Genomic DNA, 23,063 nt, shown 5'->3' on the forward strand with positions numbered 1-23,063 from the left:
ACCAGCGGCTGACCGGCCACGGGCGTCCCCGTGCCGACGCGCTCCCGCCGCCCCCGCCCGCCGAGCGCGTCGGCACGGGGACGCCCGTGGCCGGTCAGCCGCTGGTGCCCGAGAACCCGTTCCCGACGCCGTCTCCCGGGCCGTCCCCGGCCGCCGACCCGTCGCCGTTCCCGCGCAGGCCGTCCGGCGCGCCGGGCGAGACGCCGCCGCGCAGCCGACGGGCACGGCGGGCAGCCGCCCGGGCGGGCGCGGAGGCCCCGGCCGCCGGGGACGCTCTGGAGCCCGGCCTCGAGAGCGAGCCCGGGCCGGAGGGCGCCCTCGAGGAGCGCGACCCCGGTCGGGGCGGGGAGGGTCGTGCTCGGGCGACCCGCACCGACCGTGCGGGCCTCCGTGACGACGACGAGCCGGGTGCGGTCGCGGAGCCCGACGACGAGGTCCGGTCCCCGGCCGCCGTGCCGTCCCGCTCCCGGGCCCGCTCGCGCACGCGGCAGGCGCGCCGGTTCGGTGTGCCGCGGCTCCTCGACAGGCGCACCGTCCTCGTGGCCGCCACCGTGGTGGCGCTGCTGGCGGGCGTGGGCACCGGTGCGGTCGTGAGCCTGCTCGGCCCCGACGATCCCGCGGTGGTGGCGGCGACGCCCGAGCACTGCGCGGCGGCGCAGACCGCCTGGACGCAGTCCGCGGCGCAGCAGGTGCGGATGGACGCCGCCGACCCGGCCACGCTCCGGTCCGGGTTCCTGGGCGCCCGCGACGCGCTCGCCGCCGCGACCCCTCCGCCGGCCGTCGCGGACGACTGGGGCACCGTGCAGCGCTACGTGGGCACGGTGGCGACCGCCGTCGAGGGGGTCGACGCCGCCGACCCCGCCGCCGTGGAGGCCGCGGTGGCCGAGGCGCTCGGCGGGCTCGACACCGCCGCGATGACGGCGGCCGCAGGTCATGTGACCGCCTACCTCAAGGCGGGCTGCACCGAGTGACGGGGCGTGAGACCCGCCACGCGGGGGCCCGTCCGATTTTTCCGGACGCCCCCTCTGGGTGACCATGGACGGGTGCTCCTCACCCGTCGTGCTCCCGGTCACCGCCCCGCCGTCGTGACGGCTCTGGTCCTCGGTGCCGCGCTGCTCGCCGGCTGCGGAGCCGACCAGGCCGAGCCGTCGGCCTCGCCCGCGCCCGCCGCGTCGGCGGTCACCGTGCCGTCCGACGCCGTGGTGAGCGACGCCGAGGGTGCCGTGGCGGGCGGGCAGGCCCCGGCCGACGACGCCCAGGCGGCCGAGGACGCGGTCGACGCGACGCAGGCCCAGGCCGAGGCGGCCCAGGAGGCCGAGACGTCCTCCGCCGAGGACCCGCAGCCCGCGGACGACGCCGGCCCGGCCACGTGCGCCGAGCTCCAGGCCGCCTGGAGCCAGACGAACAAGGCGCTGGTGAACCTCAGCCCCGACCACCCGCGCGCGCTGGTCACGAGCTTCCGCTCGGCAGGCCGCGCCATGGAGCCCGTCGAGGCGCCCGACGACGTCGCCGACGCGTGGCGCTCGATGTCCGCATACCTGGGGCGCGTCAACGACGCGCTGGCCGACGTCGACGCCGACGACACCGACGCGGTCTCCGCCGCCATGGCCCGGGAGATCTCTGCCCGCGACACCGCCCGTGCCACGCAGGCGGCCGAGGAGATCACCGCCTTCGTGGCCGACGGCTGCCGGTCCTGACCCGACCTCGCCCCAGGAGGGCCCCACCATGACCGCGTCCGCGCCGTCCTCCCTGCCCGCTCCCGCGGCTCCTGCCGCGGAGCTCGCCGCGCTGCGCGGCGACCTCGATGCCGCGTCCTGGACGGTGGACGGCGTCGCCGGGCTCGTCGGCGGGCTGGCCGCCGCGGCCCTCCACCGCGAGCAGGCCGTCCCCGCCCTGCGGGCGGTCGAGGACGCCGTCCGCGGCCGTTCCCCGGCGTCGTGGGACCCGCGCGCGACGCTGACGCGGCTGTTCCTGCTGGGTGGGCAGGTGCCCCGGGCGGCGCTCGACGCCGCGCTGCCCGCCACCGGCACCACGGGGGCGGTGCGGGCAGGGCTCGTGGTCGCGGCCGGCGAGGGGCCCGACGACGCGGTCCGCGCGGTCGTCGACCTGCGCCCCTATGCGGCGCAGGACGCCACGGGGGACGTCTCGTGGTGGCTCGCCTCCGACCTGGGCGAGCTGGCCCGGGGCGGTGCCATCGCCAACGACCACGTGCTCGGTGCAGGGGGCGCCTCCCTGACGCTCGCCCAGGTCACGGTGCGCGACCGGGTGGCGCGCGTGCTCGACCTGGGCACCGGCAGCGGGATCCAGGCGCTGCACGCGACCCGGCACGCGGGTGCCGTCGTGGCGACCGACGTGTCACCGCGAGCGCTCGAGTTCGCCCGGTTCAACGCCGGGCTGAACCTGGGGCACGACGACGCGCTGGACCTGCGCCTGGGGTCGATGCTCGAGCCCGTGGCGGGCGAGACGTTCGACCTGGTGGTCTCCAACCCCCCGTTCGTCATCACCCCGCACACGGGTGAGGCCGGCCGGGCGGTGCAGGAGGCCATCGGCGGCTACGAGTACCGCGACGGGGGCCGCTCGGGCGACGACCTGGTGCGCGACCTCGTCACCTCGGTGGGCGACGTGCTGGCCCCCGGTGGCACCGCCCAGCTGCTGGGCAACTGGGAGCACCGTCGCGGGCAGCGCTGGACCGAGCGCGTGGGGGAGTGGCTCGACGCCTCCGGGCTCGACGGCTGGGTGATCCAGCGCGAGGTGCTCGACCCCGCCGAGTACGCCGAGACGTGGATCCGCGACGGCGGGACCACGCCGGACCGCGACCCGCAGGCGTGGGCGGCCGCCTACGGCGCGTGGCTGGACGACTTCGCCTCGCGCGACGTCGAGGCGATCGGGTTCGGCATCGTCACCCTCCGCAAGCCGGTCGACGCCGCTCGCCCGGACGGCAGCCCGCGCGAGCGCCTGCGCCGGCTCGAGGAGCACACGGGCGCGGTGCGTCAGCCGCTGGGGCCGCACCTGGCGGCGTCCCTGGCCGCGCACGACTGGCTGGCGGTGCGCGACGACGACGCCCTGGCCGCGGCGCACCTCACGGTGGCGCCCGACGTCACCGAGGAGCGGTACCTCACGCCGGGGGCGGGCGACCCGAACGTCGTCGTGGTGCGTCAGGGCGACGGCCTCGGGCGAGGCGTCCATGCCTCGACGGCGTTAGCCGCGCTCGTGGGTGCCTGCGACGGCGAGCTGTCCGTGGGGCAGATCTCGGGGGCGATCGCGACCCTGTTCGACGTGGACGCGCAGGCCCTGGCGGCCGAGCTGCTGCCCGCGGTGCGAGGTCTCGTGCGAGACGGTTTCCTGCGCCCTGCCTGACCCGGTTTATTCCCGTCTGCCTGCGGTTTCACCCTCCGGCGCGCCCGTTTTCACCCGGACAATGTGGACACATGTCCATATTTCCGTCACGTAAAACTTTCCGGGCGAGCGCGCGAGTGACACGGATCACCTTCTACGTTGTGCTCCTGTCCGGGAACCGCCCGGGCAGAAGACGGAAGGACGCTGGAGATGAGATGGACTCAGATGCGAGGGATGGCCGTCACGGCCGCCTCGCTCACGCTCGTCGCAGGGACCCTGACCGCCCAGGCCGCGCCCGCGGCCGCCCCCCTGGACGAGATCCCGGGCGCAGAGGACTACGCGCCCGGGCTGCTCCGAGCGATGGAGCGTGACCTCGGCATGGCCGCCGAGCGAGCGATCGACCGCCTCGAGTTCCAGGACGAGGCCGCCGAGAGCCAGGAGCTCGCGGCCGAGACGCTCGAGTCGTACGCCGGCACGTGGCTCGACCCGGAGAAGGACGAGCTGTTCGTGGCCGTCGCCGACCCGGCCGAGGTCGCCGTCGCCGAGGCCCTCGGCGCCACCGTCGTCACGGTCGAGCGCACCGCCGAGGAGCTGGAGACGTTCCGCGCCGCCCTCGACGCACCGCTCTCCGCGGCCGGCACCGAGGCCGTGCCGTCCTGGTACGTCGACGCCACCAGCAACACCGTCGTCGTCTCGGTCACCGAGGAGGGCCGTGCGGCCGCCGAGGCCGCCGTCGCCGCCGCCGGCGTGCCCGCCGACGCCGTGACGCTCGAGACCACCACCGAGGCGCCGCGCACGCTCATCGACGTCGTGGGCGGCAACGCCTACTACATCGGCAGCGGCTCGCGCTGCTCGGTGGGCTTCGCCGTCAACGACGGCTTCATCACCGCCGGCCACTGCGGCCGCACCGGTGCGACCACCTCCAGCCCGAACGGCACCTTCGTCGGCTCGAGCTTCCCCGGCAACGACTACGCCTACGTGCGCGTCGGCTCGGGCAACACCCTCATCGGCGCCGTCAACAACTACTCGGGCGGCCGCGTCGCGGTCCGCGGCTCGCAGCAGGCGTCGGTCGGCGCCTCGGTGTGCCGGTCCGGTTCCACCACCGGGTGGCACTGCGGCACCATCCAGGCGTTCAACTCCACCGTCAACTACGCCGAGGGCTCCGTCCGCGGCCTCATCCGCACCAACGTGTGCGCCGAGCCGGGCGACTCCGGCGGCTCGCTGCTCGCCGGCAACCAGGCCCAGGGCCTGACCTCCGGCGGCTCGGGCAACTGCCGTACCGGCGGCACCACGTACTTCCAGCCGGTCAACCCGGTGCTGAGCGCCTACGGGCTCTCGCTGCGCACCTCCTGACCCACCGCACGGCACCGACGCCCCCGGCACACCCGTGCCGGGGGCGTCGGCACGCTCCCGCAGCTCTCTCCCAGGAGGCCGCCCCGTGCTGGCGCCAGACGATCACGGGCTTCTCACATCGGGCCGATAGCGTGTATCCATGCTGGACGTGACCCGACCGCTGCCACGGCACGAGCTGCCGGGAGCGCGCGACGAGGCTCGCACCGCCCCGCGCGTGCTGGCCGCCGTCGTCGCGCTGCTCGCCGTGCTCGGCGTGCACGCCACCTGGCGGTACTTCGTGGCCACCGCGCGCGGTCAGCGCTTCGACGAGCTCGCCTTCGAGGGCGCCGAGCACGGCCAGGGGCGCCTGTGGGTCCTCGCGGAGCCGGTCCTGGACGTCGTCTCGGTCGCGTTCGTGGTGGCCGGGGTGGGCACGGCCGTCGTCGTGGCCCTCGTGCGGCGCCGGTGGTTGCTGGCGGTGCAGGTGGCCGTGCTCGTCGCCGGGTCCAACGTCACCACGCAGGTCGCCAAGCACTGGTTCTACGAGCGTCCCGACCTGCTCCCCGGCTGGAACGGCCCGAACACCCTGCCCAGCGGGCACACCACCGTCGCCGCCTCCGTCTCCGCCGCGGTGCTCGTGGCCGTGCCGCGCGCGTGGCGCCCCGCCGTCGCCGTCGTCGGCGCCGCGTGGACGGGCGCCATGGGCGTCTCCACGCTGGTGGGGCAGTGGCACCGGCCGTCCGACGTCGTCGCGGCCCTCCTGGTCGTGCTCGCCTGGGGTGCGGCGCTGTGCGCCCTCACCGGCCGCTCGTCGCTCGACCTGCCCACGGCTCCGGGCGCGTCGATGGCCACACCGGGATCCTCGGTCGTGGCCGGCGTCATGCTCGTGGGCGGTGCCGTGGCGGCGGTCCTGGCCGCCGTCGCCCTCGCGGACGTGTCCACCGAGGCGGGGCGCGTGCCGTTCGAGGGCGACGTCACCGCCTACGGCGGCGGCGTCGGCGGGGTGCTCGCCGTCACCGCCCTGGTCTTCGCGCTGCTCCTGCTGCTGCGCCAGGCGACCGCACGGCCCCAGCGCTGAGCACCGCGGGGTGAATTCGGTCTCTCCGGGGCGCCGGCCCTGGGGAAGCCGCCAGGCATCGCACCTCCGGCCCGGGTAGGGTGCGCGGACGGCGGTGGCGTACCGTGAAGAACCCCGGGGCCGCCCTCCGAGCCTCACCTCTCCGTAGGACCGAAAGCAGGGATGGATGCCCCAGCCACGCAAGCTCGTGATCGTCGAGTCGCCCACCAAGGCTCGCAAGATCGCCGGCTATCTCGGCGACGGCTACGAGGTGGAGGCCAGCGTCGGCCACATCCGTGACCTGCCGCAGCCCTCCGAGCTGCCCGCGGAGATGAAGAAGGGCCCCTACGGCAAGTTCGCCGTCGACGTCGAGAACGGCTTCGAGCCGTACTACGAGGTCTACGCCGACAAGAAGGCCAAGGTCCGCGAGCTCAAGAAGGCTCTCAAGGAGGCCGACGAGCTGTACCTCGCCACGGACGAGGACCGCGAGGGCGAGGCCATCGCGTGGCACCTCATCCAGGAGCTCAAGCCCAAGGTCCCCGTCAAGCGGATGGTCTTCCACGAGATCACGCGCGAGGCCATCGTGCGGGCCCTGGAGAACACCCGGGACCTCGACGAGAACCTCGTCGACGCGCAGGAGACGCGGCGCATCCTCGACCGCCTCTACGGCTACGAGGTCTCGCCGGTGCTGTGGCGCAAGGTGCGCCAGGGCCTGTCGGCGGGCCGCGTGCAGTCGGTCGCCACCCGCCTGGTGGTCGAGCGCGAGCGCGAGCGCATGGCGTTCGTCGCCGCGGAGTACTGGGACGTCACCGGGCAGTTCGCGCCCACGACGGGCGACGACGCGGGGCAGGCGTTCAAGGCCCGCCTGACGGGGCTGGGCGGCGAGCGGGTGGCCTCCGGGCGCGACTTCGACGACAAGGGCCGCCTCAAGGTCCGTTCCGGCGTCGTGCAGCTGGACGAGGCACGGGCGCAGGCCGTCGTCGCGGGCCTCGGGTCCGCCGTCGACGGCGGGTTCACGGTGCGGTCCCTGGAGACCAAGCCGTACTCGCGCAAGCCCGCCGCTCCCTTCACCACCTCCACGCTGCAGCAGGAGGCGGGGCGCAAGCTGCGCATGAACGCGCGCGCCACGATGCGCACCGCCCAGGCGCTGTACGAGAACGGCTACATCACCTACATGCGTACCGACAGCCCCGCGCTGTCGGCCGAGGCGATCGACGCCGCCCGCCGCCAGGCCGCCGAGCTGTACGGGGCCGAGTACGTGCCGGGCTCGCCGCGTCTGTACCAGTCCAAGAACAAGGGGGCGCAGGAGGCGCACGAGGCCATCCGGCCCGCCGGTGACTCGTTCCGGACGCCGGCCCAGGTGGCCCGTGAGCTCAGCGGTGACCAGTTCCGCCTCTACGAGCTCATCTGGAAGCGCACCGTCGCCTCGCAGATGGCCGACGCCAAGGGCTCGACGGCGTCCGTGCGTCTTGCCGCCCCGCTCTCCGCCGCCGCGGGAGAGCTCGCCGGCACCGAGGCCGTGTTCTCCGCGTCGGGCACCGTCATCACCTTCCGCGGGTTCCTCGCCGCGTACGAGGAGAGCGTCGACGTCGAGGACGACGGCGCCGCCGCGTCGTCCGAGCGCGACGCCCGCCTGCCCCGCATGGCCGAGGGGGACGCCCTGGCCGGCCGCGACCTGGCTGCCGACGGGCACTCGACCACGCCGCCCGCCCGCTACACCGAGGCGTCGCTGGTCAAGGCGCTGGAGGAGCTGGGCATCGGCCGCCCCTCCACGTACGCGGCCACGATCTCGACGATCCAGGACCGCGGCTACGTGCGCACCCAGGGCCAGGCCCTGGTGCCCACCTGGCTCGCCTTCGCCGTGACCAAGCTGCTCGAGGAGCACTTCGACTGGCTCGTGGACTACCGGTTCACGGCCGAGATGGAGGCGGACCTCGACCAGATCGCCGCGGGCGACCGCGAGCGCGCCGCCTGGCTGAGCCGGTTCTACTTCGGGGACGGCAGCGGGTCCCAGGAGGGCTGGGGCCTGCACGACCTGGTGGAGAACCTCGGCGACATCGACGCCGTCGCGGTCAACTCCGTCGAGATCGGCGAGGGCATCCGCCTGCGCGTGGGCCGCTACGGCCCCTACGTGGAGGACCTCTCGGCCGAGGTGCCGGAGGGGCAGAACCCGCCGCGCGCCTCGGTGCCCGAGGACCTGGCGCCCGACGAGCTGACCGTGGAGAAGGCGCGCGAGCTGCTGGCCGCCGGTGGCGACGAGGGCCGCGTGCTGGGCACCGACCCGGAGTCCGGCCACACGATCGTGGCCAAGGCCGGCCGGTACGGGCCGTACGTGACCGAGCTGCTGCCCGAGCCGGAGCTCGACCCGGGCCTGAGCGCCGCCGCCCGCAAGAAGGCCCTCGCGGCGCTGCCCAAGCCCCGCACGGCCTCGCTGTTCAAGACGATGGCGCTCGACACCGTCACCCTCGAGGACGCCCTGCGCCTGCTGTCCCTGCCGCGCGTGGTGGGTACCGATCCCGAGTCGGGGGACGAGATCACCGCGCAGAACGGCCGGTACGGGCCCTATCTGAAGAAGGGCACGGACTCGCGGACGCTCGGCTCGGAGGAGCAGCTCTTCACCGTGACGCTGGAGGAGGCGCTGAAGATCTACGCCGAGCCCAAGCGGGGACGTGGGGCCCGCGGCGCTGCCGCACCGCCTCTGCGCGAGCTCGGTGACGACCCCACCAGCGGCAAGCCCATCACCGTCAAGGACGGCCGGTTCGGCCCGTACGTCACCGACGGCGAGACGAACCGCACCCTGCCGCGGGACCTGACACCCGAGACGATCACGCCCGAGCGTGCCGTCGAGCTGCTGGCGGAGAAGCGTGCGGCCGGGCCGGCCAAGAAGCGCACCACGCGCTCCACGGCCGCCCGCAAGACGACGACGCGCAAGACCGCGACCAAGAAGTAGCCCGTCGCGCGCCCCCGGGGGTCTGGGTGCCGACCTCTCGGCACCGCAGGCCCCGGGGCGCGCGTCTCACCCTTCGGGGGGCTGCCAGCCGAGGTCGGCGCACCGGGCGAGGAAGCCCTCGACGGCGGTGGCACGGTCCGGCACCGCGGCGCCGGCCAGCGCCTCCGCGGCGGCCGTGAGCGAGCCGCGACCCGGCTCCGAGAGGGCGTCCTGCGCCGAGGCCACCGCGTGGTCGTAGCGCTCGGGGTCGCGCCCACCCGTCTCCCACGCATGGATCGCGGTGCAGGCGTCCTGCTCCGCAGCAGGGGTCCCGCTCGTGCAGGCGGCGAGACCCAGCAGCACGGCGGGTGCCACCACGACCCTGAGCATCCTCATCGACGGAAGATAGCGCGGGCGAGGGTGCCGGCGGCTCAGTCGACCGTCACGGCCTCCAGCACCGGCAGGCGGGCCGCACGCACGGCCGGCCCGATGCTGGCCAGGAGCCCGATCACCACGGCCACACCGAGGACGGCCAGCACCTGCGTCCAGGGCACGGCCAGGGTGCTCAGACCCTCGTCGGCGAGCACGCCGGGCAGTGCGGCGGCCACGGCCACGCCGGTGGCCACACCCAGCACGGTGCCGTACAGCGAGATGAGCACGGACTCGATCGCGATGACCCCGGCGAGCTGGAGCCGCCCGAGCCCGACGGCGCGCAGCAGCCCGATCTCGCGGGTCCGTTCCACCACGCTCAGGGCCAGCGTGTTGATGATGCCCAGCAGCGCGATGACCACCGAGAGGGCGAGCAGGGCGTAGAGGATGGCCAGCACCTGGTCCACCTGGGCTGCGATGGCCGAGAGGGTCTCGGCGTGGTCGCGCACCGTGACCACCAGGAACGGTTCGACGGCGGTCCGCAGCGCGGAGCGCAGCTCGTCCACCGAGGTGCCGTCGGCGGGGGAGACGTAGGCGGTGCGCACCACCACCTCGGACGCCGGGACCACGGCGTCGAGCACGTCCTCCGGCACCACGAGCCCCTCGGGGACCACCTGGCTGTCCACGAGGGCACCGACGCGCACCTGCGCCGTGGGGCCGCCGAGGCCAACGCTCAGGGTGTCGCCCACCTGCCAGCCCTGGGCGAGGGCCGTGCGGCGCAGCACGACGGCCTCGCCGTCGCGCAGGGCTGCGCCAGGATCGCCGTCGAGCCGCGCCGGGTCGAGGGCCGTCTCGAAGAACGTGGGGGGCACGCCCCACAGGCGCACCGAGGAGCCGGGGGAGGTGCCGCCGTCAGCCCCGCCGTCAGCCCCGCCGTCAGCCCCGTCGTCGTCCTCGCCGTCAGTCCCGTCGCCGCCGAGCGTGGCCGCCGTGGCGCCGAAGCGGAGCACGTCCGCCCGGCCCAGCCCGGGGGTGGCGAGGACGGCGTCGACAGCCCCGGCAGGGAGCTGGAACGTGGCGGAGTCCACGAGCAGCGGGGCGCGGATCTCGTTCTCGACGACGGTCTGCACCGACGCGCGGGTGGAGGCGGCGATGACCCCGGTGCACGCCACCAGGGCCATGCCGATGAGCAGGGCGCCCGCGGTCGCGGCGGTGCGGCGGGGGCTGCGCATCACGTTGCCGCGCGCGATGCCGCCCAGCGGCCGCAGCAGCCGTGCTGCGGGGGCCCCGAGCACCCGCAGCACGCCCCGGGCGACGGCGGGCGAGCCGAGCAGCACCCCGGTGAGCAGGAGGCCCGCGCCGACGCCGAGCAGCACCCGGGGCGACCAGCCGCCGACCCGTGCGTCGAGCCACGTCCAGCCCGTCACGACGCCGTCCACGGAGCCGCCCAGGCGCGAGGCGGCCCACAGCACCACAGCCCCGGCGGTGGTCAGCAGCACGCCGGCCAGCGCCCGTGCCCGCACGCCGCGCTCGGGGGCGACGTCGTCGCGCATCGCCTGGACGGGCGGGACCAGGGCGGCCCTGCGGGCGGGCACGGCCGCGGCCGCGAGGCACACGAGCGCGCCCAGCCCCACGGCGGTGGCCACCTGGCCGCCCGAGAGCGGGATCCGCCCGGCGAGGTCGTAGCCGAACAGGGAGAGCCCGGCACGGATCGCGCGCACCAGGAGCGCCCCGGCCCCGGCGCCGAGCGCGGCCCCCAGGAGGCCGACGGCGAGCGCCTGCGCCAGCACGGAGGCGAACACCTGGCCGGGGGAGGCGCCGAGGGCGCGCAGCAGCGCGAGCTCCCGCTGCCGCTCGCGCACCGACATGGCGAACGCGTTGGTGATGATGAAGGCGCCGACGACGAGGGCGATGGCGGCGAACACGAGGAGGAACGTCTGGACGAACCCCAGCACCTGGCGCACGCCCTCGCGCGCCTCCTCCCGCACCTCGTCCCCGGTCACGGCCTCGGCGCCGGAGCCCGCCGGGAGCGCCTGGGCGACTCGGGCGGCGAGGGCTTCCTCGTCGACCTGCTCGCCGGGCCGGGCGCGTTCGGCGAACACCGCGACGGACTGCACCTGGCCGTCCGCGGCATAGACGGCGCGGGCCGTGGCCTCGTCGACGCCCACGACGACCGCCCCGGCGGCGGAGGCCGACAGGCGGAACGTCCCCGAGACGGTGACGGGTCGCGGCTGGTCGCCGAGCACCACCTGGGTGCGGTCGCCGACGCGCAGGCCGGACGCCTCGACGGCTCCGGCCTCCAGGGCGATCTCGCCCTCGCCGGGCCACCCGCCGTCCGTCAGCACCGTCTGGGGGTCGTCGGGGTCGACGGCCACGGCGATCGAGGGCGGCCCGGAGGTGACGACGGCGGTGCCGTCGGCGCCCACGAGGACGGCGGGGCCGGAGACGTCCGGCACCGCCCGGTCCACGCCGGGCAGCGCCGCGACGTCGTCGGCCAGCGCGGCGGGCACGGGGCTGCGGGTGACCTGGCCCGGGGCCGTGCCCGGCTGCGGCGGGCCGGGCTCGGCCTGGGCGGCGGCGTCCCCGCGCACGTAGACGTCGGCGGTGAGGCTCGTGGCGATGATGTCGTCGAACGTGGCGCCGAGCATGCCCCGGAACGCGAACGTGCCCACCACGAACGCGACGCCGAGCATGACGGCGAGCACGGAGAGGCTGAACCGCACCAGGTGCTCGCGCACCCCGCGCACCGCGACCCGGATCACGGGCCGGCACCGTCCGGGGGCGGCGGGTCGGCGCGGCCCGAGGAGGCAGGGCGGGCACCGCCCGGACCGGCGTCCGCCCCGTCGTCGTCGGCGCCGACGGCCGTCAGGATCTCGCGGTGGGTGGGGTGGTCGAGGTCGGCGGTGACGCGGCCGTCGGCGAGCATGAGCACACGGTGGGCGTACGCGGCGGCGCGCGGGTCGTGGGTCACCATGACGACCGTCTGGCCCAGGTCGTCGACGCTGCGGCGCAGGAACGTCAGCACCTCGCGGGAGGTGCGCGAGTCGAGGTTGCCGGTGGGCTCGTCGGCGAACACCACGGCCGGCCGGGACACGAGCGCCCGTGCGCACGCCACGCGCTGCTGCTCGCCGCCGGACATCGCGGCGGGGCGGTGGCCGAGCCGCCCGGCGAGCCCGACGGCGGCCACGACCTCGTCGAACCAGGCGCGGTCCACCGGCGTGCGGGCGATGTCGAGGGGCAGCGTGATGTTCTCGGCCGCCGTGAGCGTGGGCACCAGGTTGTAGGCCTGGAACACGAAGCCCACGCGGGTGCGGCGCAGCCGGGTGAGCTCGCGCTGGCTCATCGAGCTGATCTCGGTGCCGTCGACGACGACGGTGCCCGACGTCGGCCGGTCGAGCCCGGCCATGCAGTGCATGAGCGTGGACTTGCCGGAGCCGGACGGGCCCATGATCGCCGTCATGCGGCCGCGGGCGAACTCGACGCTCACACCGTCCAGGGCGCGCACCTGCGCGTCCCCGGTGCCGTAGGTGCGCACGAGGTCGCGGGCCCAGGCCTGTGCGGTGGCCTCCATGCGGCCATCCTGACCGCGAGCGCGCCTGGTCGCACGGGCCAGCGAGGGTGCCAGCGAGGGTGCCAGCGAGGGTGGTTGCAGGGGTGGCGGCACGGGTGGCCACCGGAGGCGGCGGGCGGGGGCCCGGCCTCCGGGGCCTCAGCGGACGGGTGAGACCCGCTCGAGCAGCCCGCGGACCACGAGGTCGCGCACCCCGACGCCCTCCTGGGCGAGCGTGCAGCGCAGCCCGCCACCGGGCTGCCCGGACCACGGCGCCGCGACCTGGACGTGGACGGCGAGCGGCACCACGGTGCGCAGCGGGTGGTACCCGGCCTGCGGGTTCATGGGCGGCAGGGCGCGCGCCTCGAGGGAGGTGCCGTACGGGAAGAGCATGGTGCCGTCCAGCGCGCCGACGCGGTCCAGCAGCACCCCCGCGGGCAGCTCGACCCGCAGGGGACCGTGCGCGGCGCGGTGGCGCAGCTCGAAGAGGGCGGGCGCGGCCCTGCCCTCGGCGTCGTCCACCTCGTGGGGCTGGAGCCGGACCCGCGGCGGGAGCGGACGGTCCAGGTACTGCAGCAGGCGCCGGGCGGCGACGGGCTCGGACGGGCAGCGGGCCAGCACGGTGGTGTGCCCGTAGTCGACCGTGCTCAGGGCGTACCCGGGGCCGTCCCACGTGACGTGCAGGGCCCCCTCGAGCGGCGCGTCGAGCGCGGACGCCGGGCGCGGGTCGCCCGGGAGCACCACGGCGGCCTGGGCGACGGCACGGCGGTCCAGCTCGGCGCGCAGGGTCGAGAACGTGGGGCGCCGCACCAGCGGCCGGGCGGACGGGTCGGACACCCGCGGGCGCGCCACGGATCGCGGGTCACCGATGGGTCCGGTCATGCGTCCTCCGTGCGACTGGTGGTGCCGGGCGCCGTCAGGCTCCGTCACCCGCTGCGGCGACGGACCCCACGAACGCGCGGAACCGGGCCGGTGGCGGGAACACGCCGCTGGCGCACGTGCGTCGTGCGGCCGCTGGCCGGTCGCTAGCCGGCGTGGGTGCCGGGCGTGGCCCGCCACCAGTCGTCCGTGTCGTCCGGCCATACCTCGAGCAGGTCGCCCGGCGCGAGCCCCAGGGCGTGCTCGACCTCGGCCGGCGTGCTCTCGGCGAGGTACAGCGACAGGGCCCGCGTGATGTCGGCCCAGTAGCCGCGCAGGGTGCTCTCGCCGGTGTGCAGCTCGCGCGCCAGCCGCCCGTAGCTCAGACCCCGGGCGCGGCCGTGCAGCACCTGGCGCTGGCGCTCGCTCAGCAGCGTGATCGCCCCACGGCGCACCAGCACGTCGAGCAGGCCGGCCACCGTGGGCGGCACCACGGTGCCACCCCGGGCTGCCTCGACGAAGTCCCGCTCGGCGCGCGCCGTCGGGGCCGACTTGGGCACCATGCCCACGGCACCCGCAGCGAGGCACGCTGCCAGCACGAAGGGCCGTTCCTCCTGCGAGTACACGCACACCCGGTACCCGGCCCGGCTCAGAGCGCGGACGGCCGCCACGCCCTGCCGCACCCCGGGCTGCGTGCCGTTGGCGAGGTGGAGGTCCAGCAGCACCAGGTCGACCTGGGGCCGGTGCCGCAGCAGCTCCTCGGCGGTCGCGGCCGAGCGCGTCACCCGCAGGCTCGGCATCAGCAGGCCGATCGCCTCGCGGAACACGGCCGCGTCGTCGACGACGGCGACCGCGGGACGGTCCGCGGCGTCGGGCGTCGTGGCGGGGGGCCCGCTCGTGCCGGGGCTCACCGCAGGCGCCTTCCGGCGTGGGGCTGCCGGGGCGTGCGCGCCCGCCCCGCCGGCGTCGGGGCCGGTGCCGGGGCCGGCGCCGTCGCCGTGCCGCGGACGGTGACGGTGGTGCCCTCGCCAGGGCGGGAGTCCACGGTGACGTCCATGCCGTGCCGGGTCAGCTCACCCACCACCACCTCGCGCAGCCCGACGCCGGCGGTCACGGCCGCGGGGTCGAACCCCGCGCCGTCGTCGTGCACGGTGAGCGTCCAGGTGCGGGCGGCGTCGGCCTCCAGGTGCACGACGACGTGGTCGGCCCCGGCGTGCTCGCGCACGTTGAGCAGGAGGCTGTCCAGGGCGCGCGCGACGGCGTGGGCCCGCACGGCGTCCACCTCGACGTCGGCGCCGGGCCCCGGCACGCGCTCCACACGCAGGTCCGGGAAGCGGGCGCAGGTCGCGGCGAGGCTGTCGGCCAGGCGCACGGTGCCCGCGACGTCGTCCCCCGGGACGGGTGCGGGGGCAGGGCGCAGGTAGGAGCGCATCTGCTCGAGCTCGACCATCGCCTGGTCCACCAGCGCCGAGCGGGCGGCGGGCGGCAGGTCGGGCTCGGTCAGCAGGCGCAGCACGGCGGCGCCGTTGTGCATGACCACCTGGGCACGGCGCTGCTCCTCGCGGCGGGCGAGCTCGGCGGCACGGGCGCGGGCCTGGTCGGCGTCCTCGCCCACGCGGCGCACGAACGTCAGGACCAGCCTGCACAGCACGGCGTAGACCACGAAGGTCAGCAGGTTGCCGGCCACCGTGGTGCCGAGCGCGGAGCCCGACACCTCCGAGACCTGGAACAGGTACGCCCCCAGCGCCGCCGGCAGGCCCCACGCGACCACGGTGAGGGAGCGCACGGTGGTGGCCGTGATGACCACCGAGAGTGCGTAGCCGGTCTGGAACGCCACCCACGTGCCGACGCGGTGGTCGGGGGCGACCACCCAGGCGCTCAGGGCCAGGACGCCGACGGCGATCAGCACGTCGACGGAGACCACCGGGGTCGACAGGGGGCGCCGGGTGACGAGCGCGACGCCGCTGACGACGAGCGCGGTGACGGCGGCGACGACCCAGCAGGCCAGGTACAGGGAGGAGCGCGGGGACATGTCGACCCCGAGCCGCAGGGCGGGCACCATCTGCGCGACGGTGCCGATCCGCACCCCGGCCACCAGATAGGTGATCGCGCGCTCGACGCCCGCGGTCGTGGTGGGCAGGTGGGCCAGGGACAGGAACCTGGTCCGGACGCCCATGCCCCTCCTCGTCGACCCTGGTGACCGGCCCGCGAGGGCCACGGTCGGGACGTCCCCGGCCGCGCGGACCAGGGTAAGCCCGAGCCCCGGGGAACGCCTGAAGGGGCAGGTCAGGCCGGCGTCGGGGGAGGCCGGTGGCCGAGGGCGCCGACGGCTCCTGCTGCGGCGGCGAGCGCGCCGGCAAGGCCCTCGGGGTCGGGGAGCGGTGCGTCGAACGTGAGGCGCACCGCCGTCTGTGCCACCTCGGGCAGCACGCCGAGAGCGGTGAGCACGTGGGACGGTTCGTCGCGCCCCGCGGCGCAGGCGGAGCCCGACGACGTGAGGACGCCGCCGCGCTCGAGCTCCAGCAGCACCGCCTCCCCGCTGGTGCCGGGGAAGCAGAAGCTGGCGTGGCCCGGCAGGCGCCCCGCCGCCGTGCCGGTGCCCGCGGCGGGGTGCGGCCCGGTCACCACGGCCCCCGGCACCCGGCGGAGCACTCCCGCCACCAGGGCGTCCCGGGTGGCCGCGACGTCGGCAGCCCGCGCGCGCCGTCCAGTCAGCCCGGCCAGCGCCGCACCGAGCCCGACGGCGAACGCCACGTTCTCCGTGCCCGAGCGCCGCCCCCGCTCCTGCCCACCGCCGTGAACCAGCGGTTCCAGCGGGACGCCGGCCCGCACCGCCAGCGCCCCCACGCCCTTCGGCGCCCCGAGCTTGTGCCCGGACACGCTCACGGCGTCCGCGCCGAGCGCGCGCAGCCCGACGTCGAGCCACGCCGCGGACTGCACGGCGTCGGTGTGCAGCAGCGCCCCTGCCTCGTGCGCCACGGCCGCCAGCGCCGCGACGTCCTGCACGGTGCCCACCTCGTTGTTCGCGTGGTGCACGCTCACCAGCGCGGTGCCGCCGGGCCCCGCCGGGCGCAGGGCGGCGCGCAGGGCCGCGGGCGTCACCCGGCCGTCGGGCTCGACGTCCACGAACGTCACCTCGAACCCGTGCCAGCGACGCAGGTGCTCGACCGACTCCAGCACGGCCTCGTGCTCGATCGCCGTCGTCACCACGTGCCGGGCCCGGGCCGCCCGTCCCCGCGCGGGGTCGACGGCACCCAGCGCCAGCCCCTTGACCGCCAGGTTGTCCGCCTCGGTGCCGCCCGACGTGAACGTGACCTCGCCCGGCCGGCAGCCCAGCGTGGCCGCCACCTGGGCGCGGGCCGCGACCAGGGCCTCGGCCGCACGGGAGCCGAGCTCGTGCCGGCTGGACGGGTTGCCGAACTCGCCCGTCAGGTAGGGCCACATGGCCTCGAGCACCTCCCGGCGCACCGGGGTGGTCGCGGCCGCGTCCAGGTACATCACCTGCCGGCCCCCGCGCCCGGGACACCGCGCGCACCCTCGGACACGTCCATGTCGAGACCCAGGTCGAGCGCCCGCACCCCGTGGGTCAGCGCCCCCACCGAGATGACGTCCACGCCCGTCGCCGCGACGTCGGCCACCGTGTCGAGCGTGATCCCGCCGCTGGCCTCCACCAGGGCCCGGCCCGCGACGAGCGCCACCCCTGCTCGCAGGTCCGCCAGGGAGAAGTTGTCCAGCATGATCGTGTCCACCCCCGCGGCCACGACCTCCTCCACCTGGTCCAGACGATCCACCTCCACCTCGATGCGCGTGGTGTGCGGCAGGCGCTCGCGGGCCGCACGGATCGCGTCCCCGACCCCGACGCCCCGGGCGGCGAGCACCGCCAGGTGGTTGTCCTTGGCGAGCACGGCGTCCGAGAGGGAGAAGCGGTGGTTGTGCCCGCCGCCGTCGCGCACCGCCTGCCGCTCCAGCACGCGCAGCCCCGGAGTCGTCTTGCGCGTGTCCACCACGCGCGCCCCCGTGCCGGCCACCGCCGCGACGTAGCGGGCCGTCAGCGTGGCGACGCCCGACAGGCGCTGGACCAGGTTCAGCGCGACCCGCTCGCCCCGCAGCACCGCCCGGGCGTCCCCGGCGACGGCGGCGAGCACGTCACCCGCCTCGAACCGGTCGCCGTCGGCCCGGTGGAGGGTGACGTCGACCGACGGGTCCAGCAGCGCGAACGTGCGCGCGAACGCCGCCGCACCGCTGAGGGTGCCCGCCTCCCGGGCCACCAGGAACGCCTCGGCCCTGGCGTCGGCCGGCAGGAGCACCTCGCTCGTGACGTCGCCCCACGGGGCGTCCTCCGCCAGGGCGCGGTGGAGCACGTCGTCGAGCGCGGCCAGCGGGGTCAGGGTCATGAGAGGGCTCCGGCGGTGAGAGAGGTGGGGGTCGTCGGCGATGTCATCGGGACGGCAGGGGTGGGCCAGGCCCAGGCCGTCGGCACGGCCTGGGCGGGGTCGAGGCGCGGCGCGTCACGGCGCGCGTGCGCCCCGCGCGACTCCGTGCGGGCACGAGCCGCGGCCACGACGGCGTGGGCGACGTCGAGCAGGTTGCGGTCCTCCAGGGCGGTGACCGGGCCGGGCGGCGCCGCGCTCACGCCCGGCAGCGCCTGCTCGGTGCCCGGCGTCGCCGTCGACCCGGGGCCCGCCACAGCGGCCCGCCACGCGTCGATGCGGCGGGCGGCCTCCGCGAGCCCGGTCTCGTCGCGCTCCAGGCCCACCAGCTCCCACAGCGTCGTCTGCAGCGCCGCGCGCGAGAACGGCTCCGCCGGACCGGTGCTCGCGCCTGTACCGGTGCCGGTGCCGGCGTCGGCGAGGCTGCCCGGGAGGTCACGGACCGCGCCTGCTGTGCCTGCCGCGTCAGTGCCGTCAGCGCCGCCAGTGCCGCCAGTGCCCGCCGCGTCGATCGCCTCGGCCGCCCGCCAGGCGAACACGAGCGACTCCAGCAGCGAGTTCGAGGCCAGCCGGTTCGCGCCGTGCACGCCGGTGCAGGCCACCTCGCCCACGGCCCACAGGCCGGGCAGCGACGTGCGGCCCCACGTGTCGGTGCGCACCCCGCCCATCCAGTAGTGGGCCGCCGGGGTCACGGGCACCGGTTCGGCGGCCCAGTCCAGGCCGTGCGCCGCCACGGTGGCGGTGATCGACGGGAACCGTGCGGCCAGGCGCTCGCGGCCCAGGGCGGTGGCGTCCAGCAGCACGGGGCGCCCGCCCTGGGCGGTCATGGCGGCGGCGATGCCGCGGGCCACGACGTCGCGGGGGGCCAGCTCGGCGTCGGGGTGGACGTCGAGCATGAAGCGCCGGCCGCTCTCGTCGCGCAGCACGGCGCCCTCGCCGCGCACGGCCTCCGAGACCAGGGGGGTGCCGGGCACGGCGAGCGCGGTGGGGTGGAACTGGTACATCTCGAGGTCCTGCACGACGGCGCCCGCGCGCAGGACGGCGGCCACGCCGTCGCCCGTGGCCACTGCCGGGTTGGTGGTGTGCGGGTACAGGCGCCCGGCGCCCCCGGTGGCCAGCACGACGGCGTCGGCGCGGATCTCGATCTCCTCGCCGGCGGGGCCCAGGGCGCGGACGCCCACGACGTGCGGGGCCCCGCCCGGCCCCGGGGCGAGCAGCAGGTCGCGCAGCGCGGTGTGCTCGTGCACCTCGACCGCCGTCGAGCGCACGGCGCGCAGCAGGCCCAGCTCGACGGCGAGCCCGGTGGCGTCGCCGCCGGCGTGCACGATGCGGCGGGCCGAGTGGGCCGCCTCCTGCCCGCGGGCCAGCTCGCTGCCCGGCCCCGCCACCCGGTCCAGCTCGACGCCGAGGTCCAGCAGGTCCCGCACCCGGCGGGGGCCGTCGCCGCACAGCACCCGGACGGCGGCCTCGTCGCAGGTGCCGGCGCCGGCGGCCAGGGTGTCGGCCACGTGCGCCTCGACCGAGTCCTCGGGGAACATCGCCACGGCGATGCCGCCCTGGGCGTACCGGGTGCTCGACTCGGCGAGGTCGGCCTTGGTCACCAGCACCACCTCGTGGTGGCGGCTCGCGCGGTGGGCGGCGACGAGACCGGCCACGCCCGATCCCACGACGACGACGCGCACGGTCAGCGGCCCTGGGCCTCGGCGGCCGGCGTCGTCGGGGCCTGCGGGGTCCCGGCGGCCGACTTCGGCTTCGCGGCGAGCATCCGCTCGAGGGCGACGCGGGCGTCGGCCGCGACGTCGTCGGGCACGGACACCTGGTTGACCGTGCGGCCGGCCACGAGCTCCTCCAGCACCCAGGCGAGGTAGCCGGGGTGGATGCGGTACATGGTGGAGCAGGGGCACACCACGGGGTCGAGGCAGAAGATCGTGTGCTGCGGGTGCTCGGCCGCGAGCCGGTTGACCATGTTGATCTCGGTGCCGATCGCGAACGTGGTGGGCTCGGTCGCGCCGGCCACGGCCTTGCGGATGTGGTCCGTGGACCCGGCCTCGTCCGCGGCGTCGACCACCGGCATCGGGCACTCCGGGTGCACGATCACGCGCACGCCCGGGTGCTCGGCGCGTGCCCGGGCGACCTGCTCGGTGGTGAACCGCTTGTGCACGCTGCAGAACCCGTGCCACAGGATCACGCGGGCGTCCAGCAGCTCGTCGCCGCTGCTGCCGCCCAGCGGCTTGCGGGGGTTCCACATCGGCATCTGCTCGAGCGGCACGCCCATCTTCTTGGCGGTGTTGCGGCCCAGGTGCTGGTCGGGGAAGAACAGCACCCGCTGCCCGCGCTCGAACGCCCACTCCAGCACCGTCTCGGCGTTGGAGGAGGTGCAGACGATGCCGCCGTGGCGGCCGCAGAACGCCTTGAGGTCGGCGGCGGAGTTCATGTACGTCACGGGGATCACGGGCACCCGGCCGTCGGCGTCGGGCTCGGTGCCGTACAGGGCCTCGAGCTGGGCCCACGCGTCCTCGACGGAGTCGATGTCGGCCATGTCGGCCATGGAGCAGCCGGCCGCCAGGTTGGGCAGGATCACGCGCTGGCCCTCCTTGGCGAGCACGTCGGCCGTCTCGGCCATGAAGTGCACGCCGCAGAACACGATGGTCTCGGCGTCGGGCACCGTCTGGGCGGCGTTGGCGAGCTGGAAGGAGTCACCGAGGAAGTCGGCGTGCTGCACGATCTCGTCGCGCTGGTAGAAGTGGCCGAGCACCACCACGCGGCGGCCGAGCGTCTCGCGGGCGGCCGTGATGCGGCGGTGCAGCTCGTCGTCCGACGCGTCGCGGTACTCCTGCGGCAGCGCGCCCTGGCGCGGCGCGGACGCGGGGATCGTGTCGTGCATGGAGGAGCCGGGGCCGTAGCCCGGCACGGTGTCGAAGTCCCACGGCCCCTGGGCCAGGTCGGGGGTGCAGACGGCGCCGGGGGCGCTGCTGGTGAGCTGCTGGATGGTGAGGTTCACCGAGGTCATGACTCTGCTCCGGAGGGTGCGATGGGTCCGTCGTCGACGAGGGGGCCGTTGTCCACCAGGTCGACGGAGGTGTCGTACCGGTACAGCCGTGGGGGGCGGTGCCGGCCGCCGGTGACGCGCTCCCCGGTGGGCACCACGGCCCCGGAGCTCTCCATCTGCCGGCGGAAGTTGGCGGGGTCGAGCTCGCGGTCCAGCACGGCCTCGTGGACGTGGCGCAGCTCGGCGAGGGTGAAGGTCTCGCCCAGGAATGCCTGGGCGATGCGGGAGTACTCGACCTTGGTGCGCAGGCGCCACAGGGCGTAGGCGACGACGCGGGCGTGGTCGAACGCCAGGGCCGGGGCCTCGTCGCCCTGCTCGCCGGTGAGGGAGTCGGCCACGAACCAGCGCACGTTCTGGGCGTCGAAGGCGGCGTCGGTGCGCTCGCCGATCTGCTCGGGCCGCACCAGGGCCCAGTAGACGACGGAGACGACGCGGCCGGTGGGGCTGCGGTCGGGGGCGCCGAACGTGTAGAGCTGCTCGAGGTAGGAGGGGCGCACCCCGGTGGTCTCGACGAGGGTGCGGCCGGCGGAGGTCTCGAGGCTCTCGTGGGTGCCGACCCAGCCGCCGGGCAGGGCCCAGTGCCCTTCGAACGGGTCGCGGGTGCGCCGCACGAGGGGCAGGGAGAGCACGGGGCGGCCGGAGTCGGGGTGCGGGCGCAGCGCGAAGATCACCGTCGAGACGGCGAGGTCGATGTCGCTCACAGGGGCTCCGGAGGCTCTTCGATGAGTAAAGGTCATCTTGACCTGAACTAAGTCTAGCACTTCGGGTCACCGCGACCCCAACTCCCTGCCGATGGCTACGCGTCGTCACGAAGCTCGCCGGCTCTCCGTGACTTTCCGCAGCCGCCGGCGGGTAGGTTGCGGGTATGTCCGACGACGCCGTCACCGCCGCAGACCTCCCCGCCGGCCTTCCCGCAGGGCTCGCGGCAGATCTCGCCGACCCCGCGGCCTACGCACCGCGCCTGACCGCCGCCGACCTGCTCGGCACCGTGCCCGACCTCATGGACGCGCCGCCCGTGCGCTGGGGCGTGCTCGGCGCCGGCAGCATCGCCGCCTCCTTCGCCGACGGCGTCCGCTCGCGCACCCGCGGCAGCATCACCGCCGTCGGCTCCCGGCAGGCCGCCAAGGCCGAGGCGTTCACCGCCGCGCACGCCCCCGGCGCCCGCGCCCACGGCTCCTACGAGGAGCTCGTCACCGACGACGACGTCGACGTCGTCTACGTGGCCACCCCGCACTCCCACCACCTCGAGCACGCCCTCCTGGCCGTCGGCGCCGGCAAGCACGTGCTCGTCGAGAAGCCCCTGACCCGCTCCGTCGCCGAGTCCGAGCTGCTGCTCGACGCCGCCCGCGAGGCCGGCGTGTTCTGCATGGAAGCCATGTGGACCCGGTTCCTGCCGCACGTCGCCGCCCTGCGCGCCGTGATCGCGCGCGGCGAGATCGGCCAGGTCAGGACCGTCCAGGCAGAGTTCGACGTCGCCTTCCCCTACGACCCCGAGCACCGCCTCTTCGCCCCCGGGCTCGCCGGCGGCGCCCTCCTCGACCTGGGCGTCTACCCCCTCGCGTTCGCCCACGACCTGCTCGGCATGCCCGAGTACGTCACCGTGCGCGGCTCGCTCGCCCCCACCGGTGTCGACGACCACGTGGGGATGCTCCTCGAGTGGGCCGAGGGGCAGCAGGCCGTGCTCCACACCTCCTCGCGCGCCGCCGGCCCCCAGGCCGCCACCATCATCGGCACCCAGGGGCGCATCGAGCTGGCGCAGGGCTTCTTCACGCCGACCGACTTCACCGTCACCCGCGCCGACGGCACCCGGTGGACGTACGAGAGCCCGCGCGGCGAGGGCAAGGCGTACGAGGCCGCCGAGGTCGCCCGCCTGATCGCCGCCGGGGCCGTCGAGAGCCCCCGCCACACCTGGCGCGACACCCTCGAGGTCATGTCCCTCCTCGACGAGGCCCGCTCGCAGGTCGGGGTCGTCTACCCGGGGGAGTGAGCGCACGACGGCGCCCGCCCGGCGCCCCACGTGCCGTGCCGGCGGCGTGCCCCGCCGGCGGGGACGTGCCTGGCGCCGGCCCGTGCCCGTGCCCGTGCGCAGGGTGCCGTCGCGCCCGGCGGTCGGGGCCACCGGCCTGCGCGGCGGCGGCGCGGCTCGTACGGTG

At 76.0% G+C, this 23,063-nt stretch carries 17 protein-coding genes and 1 pseudogene; 7 read left to right on the forward strand and 11 right to left on the reverse strand.

Annotation, left to right across the window (positions count from 1 at the left end):
- From DNL40_RS16455 to topA, 6 genes and pseudogenes are all read left to right on the forward strand, one after another.
- Positions 1 to 971 (forward strand): annotated as a pseudogene (locus DNL40_RS16455) (hypothetical protein); the annotation flags it as partial.
- 72 nt (positions 972 to 1,043) lie between these two features.
- Positions 1,044 to 1,697, forward strand: coding sequence for a hypothetical protein (locus tag DNL40_RS10715; protein ID WP_111251261.1), 654 nt, complete (start codon positions 1,044 to 1,046; stop codon positions 1,695 to 1,697).
- A 28-nt stretch (positions 1,698 to 1,725) separates the two neighbouring features.
- Positions 1,726 to 3,357 (forward strand): DUF7059 domain-containing protein, encoded by a 1,632-nt coding sequence (locus tag DNL40_RS10720; RefSeq protein WP_111251262.1) that lies wholly within the window; start codon positions 1,726 to 1,728, stop codon positions 3,355 to 3,357.
- Positions 3,358 to 3,546: 189 nt separating this feature from the next.
- Positions 3,547 to 4,689: a S1 family peptidase gene (locus DNL40_RS10725; protein WP_111251263.1), complete on the forward strand. Its 1,143-nt coding sequence runs from the start codon at positions 3,547 to 3,549 to the stop codon at positions 4,687 to 4,689.
- A 139-nt stretch (positions 4,690 to 4,828) separates the two neighbouring features.
- A complete protein-coding gene (locus tag DNL40_RS10730; protein ID WP_111251264.1) occupies positions 4,829 to 5,746 on the forward strand; it encodes a phosphatase PAP2 family protein in 918 nt (305 codons plus the stop codon).
- A gap of 166 nt (positions 5,747 to 5,912) precedes the next feature.
- A complete protein-coding gene (gene topA, locus DNL40_RS10735) occupies positions 5,913 to 8,675 on the forward strand; it encodes a type I DNA topoisomerase (protein WP_111251265.1) in 2,763 nt (920 codons plus the stop codon).
- Between the two features lie 66 nt (positions 8,676 to 8,741).
- Here the strand turns inward: topA and DNL40_RS10740 are convergent, their stop codons facing one another.
- The 11 genes from DNL40_RS10740 to DNL40_RS10790 all read right to left on the reverse strand — a co-directional run bounded on the left by DNL40_RS10740 (position 8,742) and on the right by DNL40_RS10790 (position 21,647).
- A complete protein-coding gene (locus DNL40_RS10740; protein WP_146252074.1) occupies positions 8,742 to 9,050 on the reverse strand; it encodes a hypothetical protein in 309 nt (102 codons plus the stop codon).
- A 35-nt stretch (positions 9,051 to 9,085) separates the two neighbouring features.
- Positions 9,086 to 11,785, reverse strand: a complete 2,700-nt coding sequence (locus DNL40_RS10745) for an ABC transporter permease (protein ID WP_111251267.1) — start codon at positions 11,783 to 11,785, stop codon at positions 9,086 to 9,088.
- Positions 11,782 to 12,594: an ABC transporter ATP-binding protein gene (locus tag DNL40_RS10750; protein WP_111251268.1), complete on the reverse strand. Its 813-nt coding sequence runs from the start codon at positions 12,592 to 12,594 to the stop codon at positions 11,782 to 11,784. The genes DNL40_RS10745 and DNL40_RS10750 overlap by 4 nt, the downstream gene beginning before the upstream one ends.
- Positions 12,595 to 12,732: 138 nt before the next feature.
- Positions 12,733 to 13,455, reverse strand: a complete 723-nt coding sequence (locus DNL40_RS10755; RefSeq protein WP_179951043.1) for a TNT domain-containing protein — start codon at positions 13,453 to 13,455, stop codon at positions 12,733 to 12,735.
- 143 nt (positions 13,456 to 13,598) lie between these two features.
- Positions 13,599 to 14,342: a response regulator transcription factor gene (locus tag DNL40_RS10760; RefSeq protein WP_111251270.1), complete on the reverse strand. Its 744-nt coding sequence runs from the start codon at positions 14,340 to 14,342 to the stop codon at positions 13,599 to 13,601.
- Positions 14,339 to 15,607, reverse strand: a complete 1,269-nt coding sequence (locus DNL40_RS10765; protein ID WP_179951044.1) for an ATP-binding protein — start codon at positions 15,605 to 15,607, stop codon at positions 14,339 to 14,341. The genes DNL40_RS10760 and DNL40_RS10765 overlap by 4 nt, the downstream gene beginning before the upstream one ends.
- 110 nt (positions 15,608 to 15,717) lie before the next feature.
- Positions 15,718 to 16,932 carry a cysteine desulfurase family protein gene (locus DNL40_RS10770; protein WP_111251271.1) on the reverse strand — a complete coding sequence of 405 codons (1,215 nt, stop codon included), beginning with the start codon at positions 16,930 to 16,932 and terminating at the stop codon, positions 15,718 to 15,720.
- A complete protein-coding gene (gene nadC, locus DNL40_RS10775) occupies positions 16,929 to 17,825 on the reverse strand; it encodes a carboxylating nicotinate-nucleotide diphosphorylase (RefSeq protein ID WP_111251272.1) in 897 nt (298 codons plus the stop codon). Before nadC ends, DNL40_RS10770 begins: the two co-directional genes overlap by 4 nt.
- Entirely contained in the window at positions 17,822 to 19,516 is a 1,695-nt protein-coding gene (locus DNL40_RS10780) for an L-aspartate oxidase (RefSeq protein ID WP_245885849.1), read from the reverse strand. Before DNL40_RS10780 ends, nadC begins: the two co-directional genes overlap by 4 nt.
- A gap of 29 nt (positions 19,517 to 19,545) precedes the next feature.
- On the reverse strand, positions 19,546 to 20,871 hold the full coding sequence (nadA, locus tag DNL40_RS10785; protein ID WP_111251274.1) for a quinolinate synthase NadA: 1,326 nt from the start codon (positions 20,869 to 20,871) through the stop codon (positions 19,546 to 19,548).
- Complete coding sequence (locus tag DNL40_RS10790) at positions 20,868 to 21,647, reverse strand: NUDIX hydrolase (RefSeq protein ID WP_111251275.1); 780 nt, start codon at positions 21,645 to 21,647, stop codon at positions 20,868 to 20,870. The genes nadA and DNL40_RS10790 overlap by 4 nt, the downstream gene beginning before the upstream one ends.
- A 128-nt stretch (positions 21,648 to 21,775) precedes the next feature.
- Here DNL40_RS10790 and DNL40_RS10795 point away from each other — a divergent pair, with 128 nt between their 5' ends.
- The gene (locus DNL40_RS10795) at positions 21,776 to 22,897 is read left to right on the forward strand and encodes a Gfo/Idh/MocA family protein (protein WP_179951045.1); all 1,122 of its coding nucleotides are present in this window, start codon (positions 21,776 to 21,778) and stop codon (positions 22,895 to 22,897) included.
- The last annotated feature ends 166 nt before the right edge of the window (positions 22,898 to 23,063 follow it).

It is taken from the genome of Xylanimonas oleitrophica, from assembly GCF_003244315.1.
Classification (GTDB): domain Bacteria; phylum Actinomycetota; class Actinomycetes; order Actinomycetales; family Cellulomonadaceae; genus Xylanimonas_A; species Xylanimonas_A oleitrophica.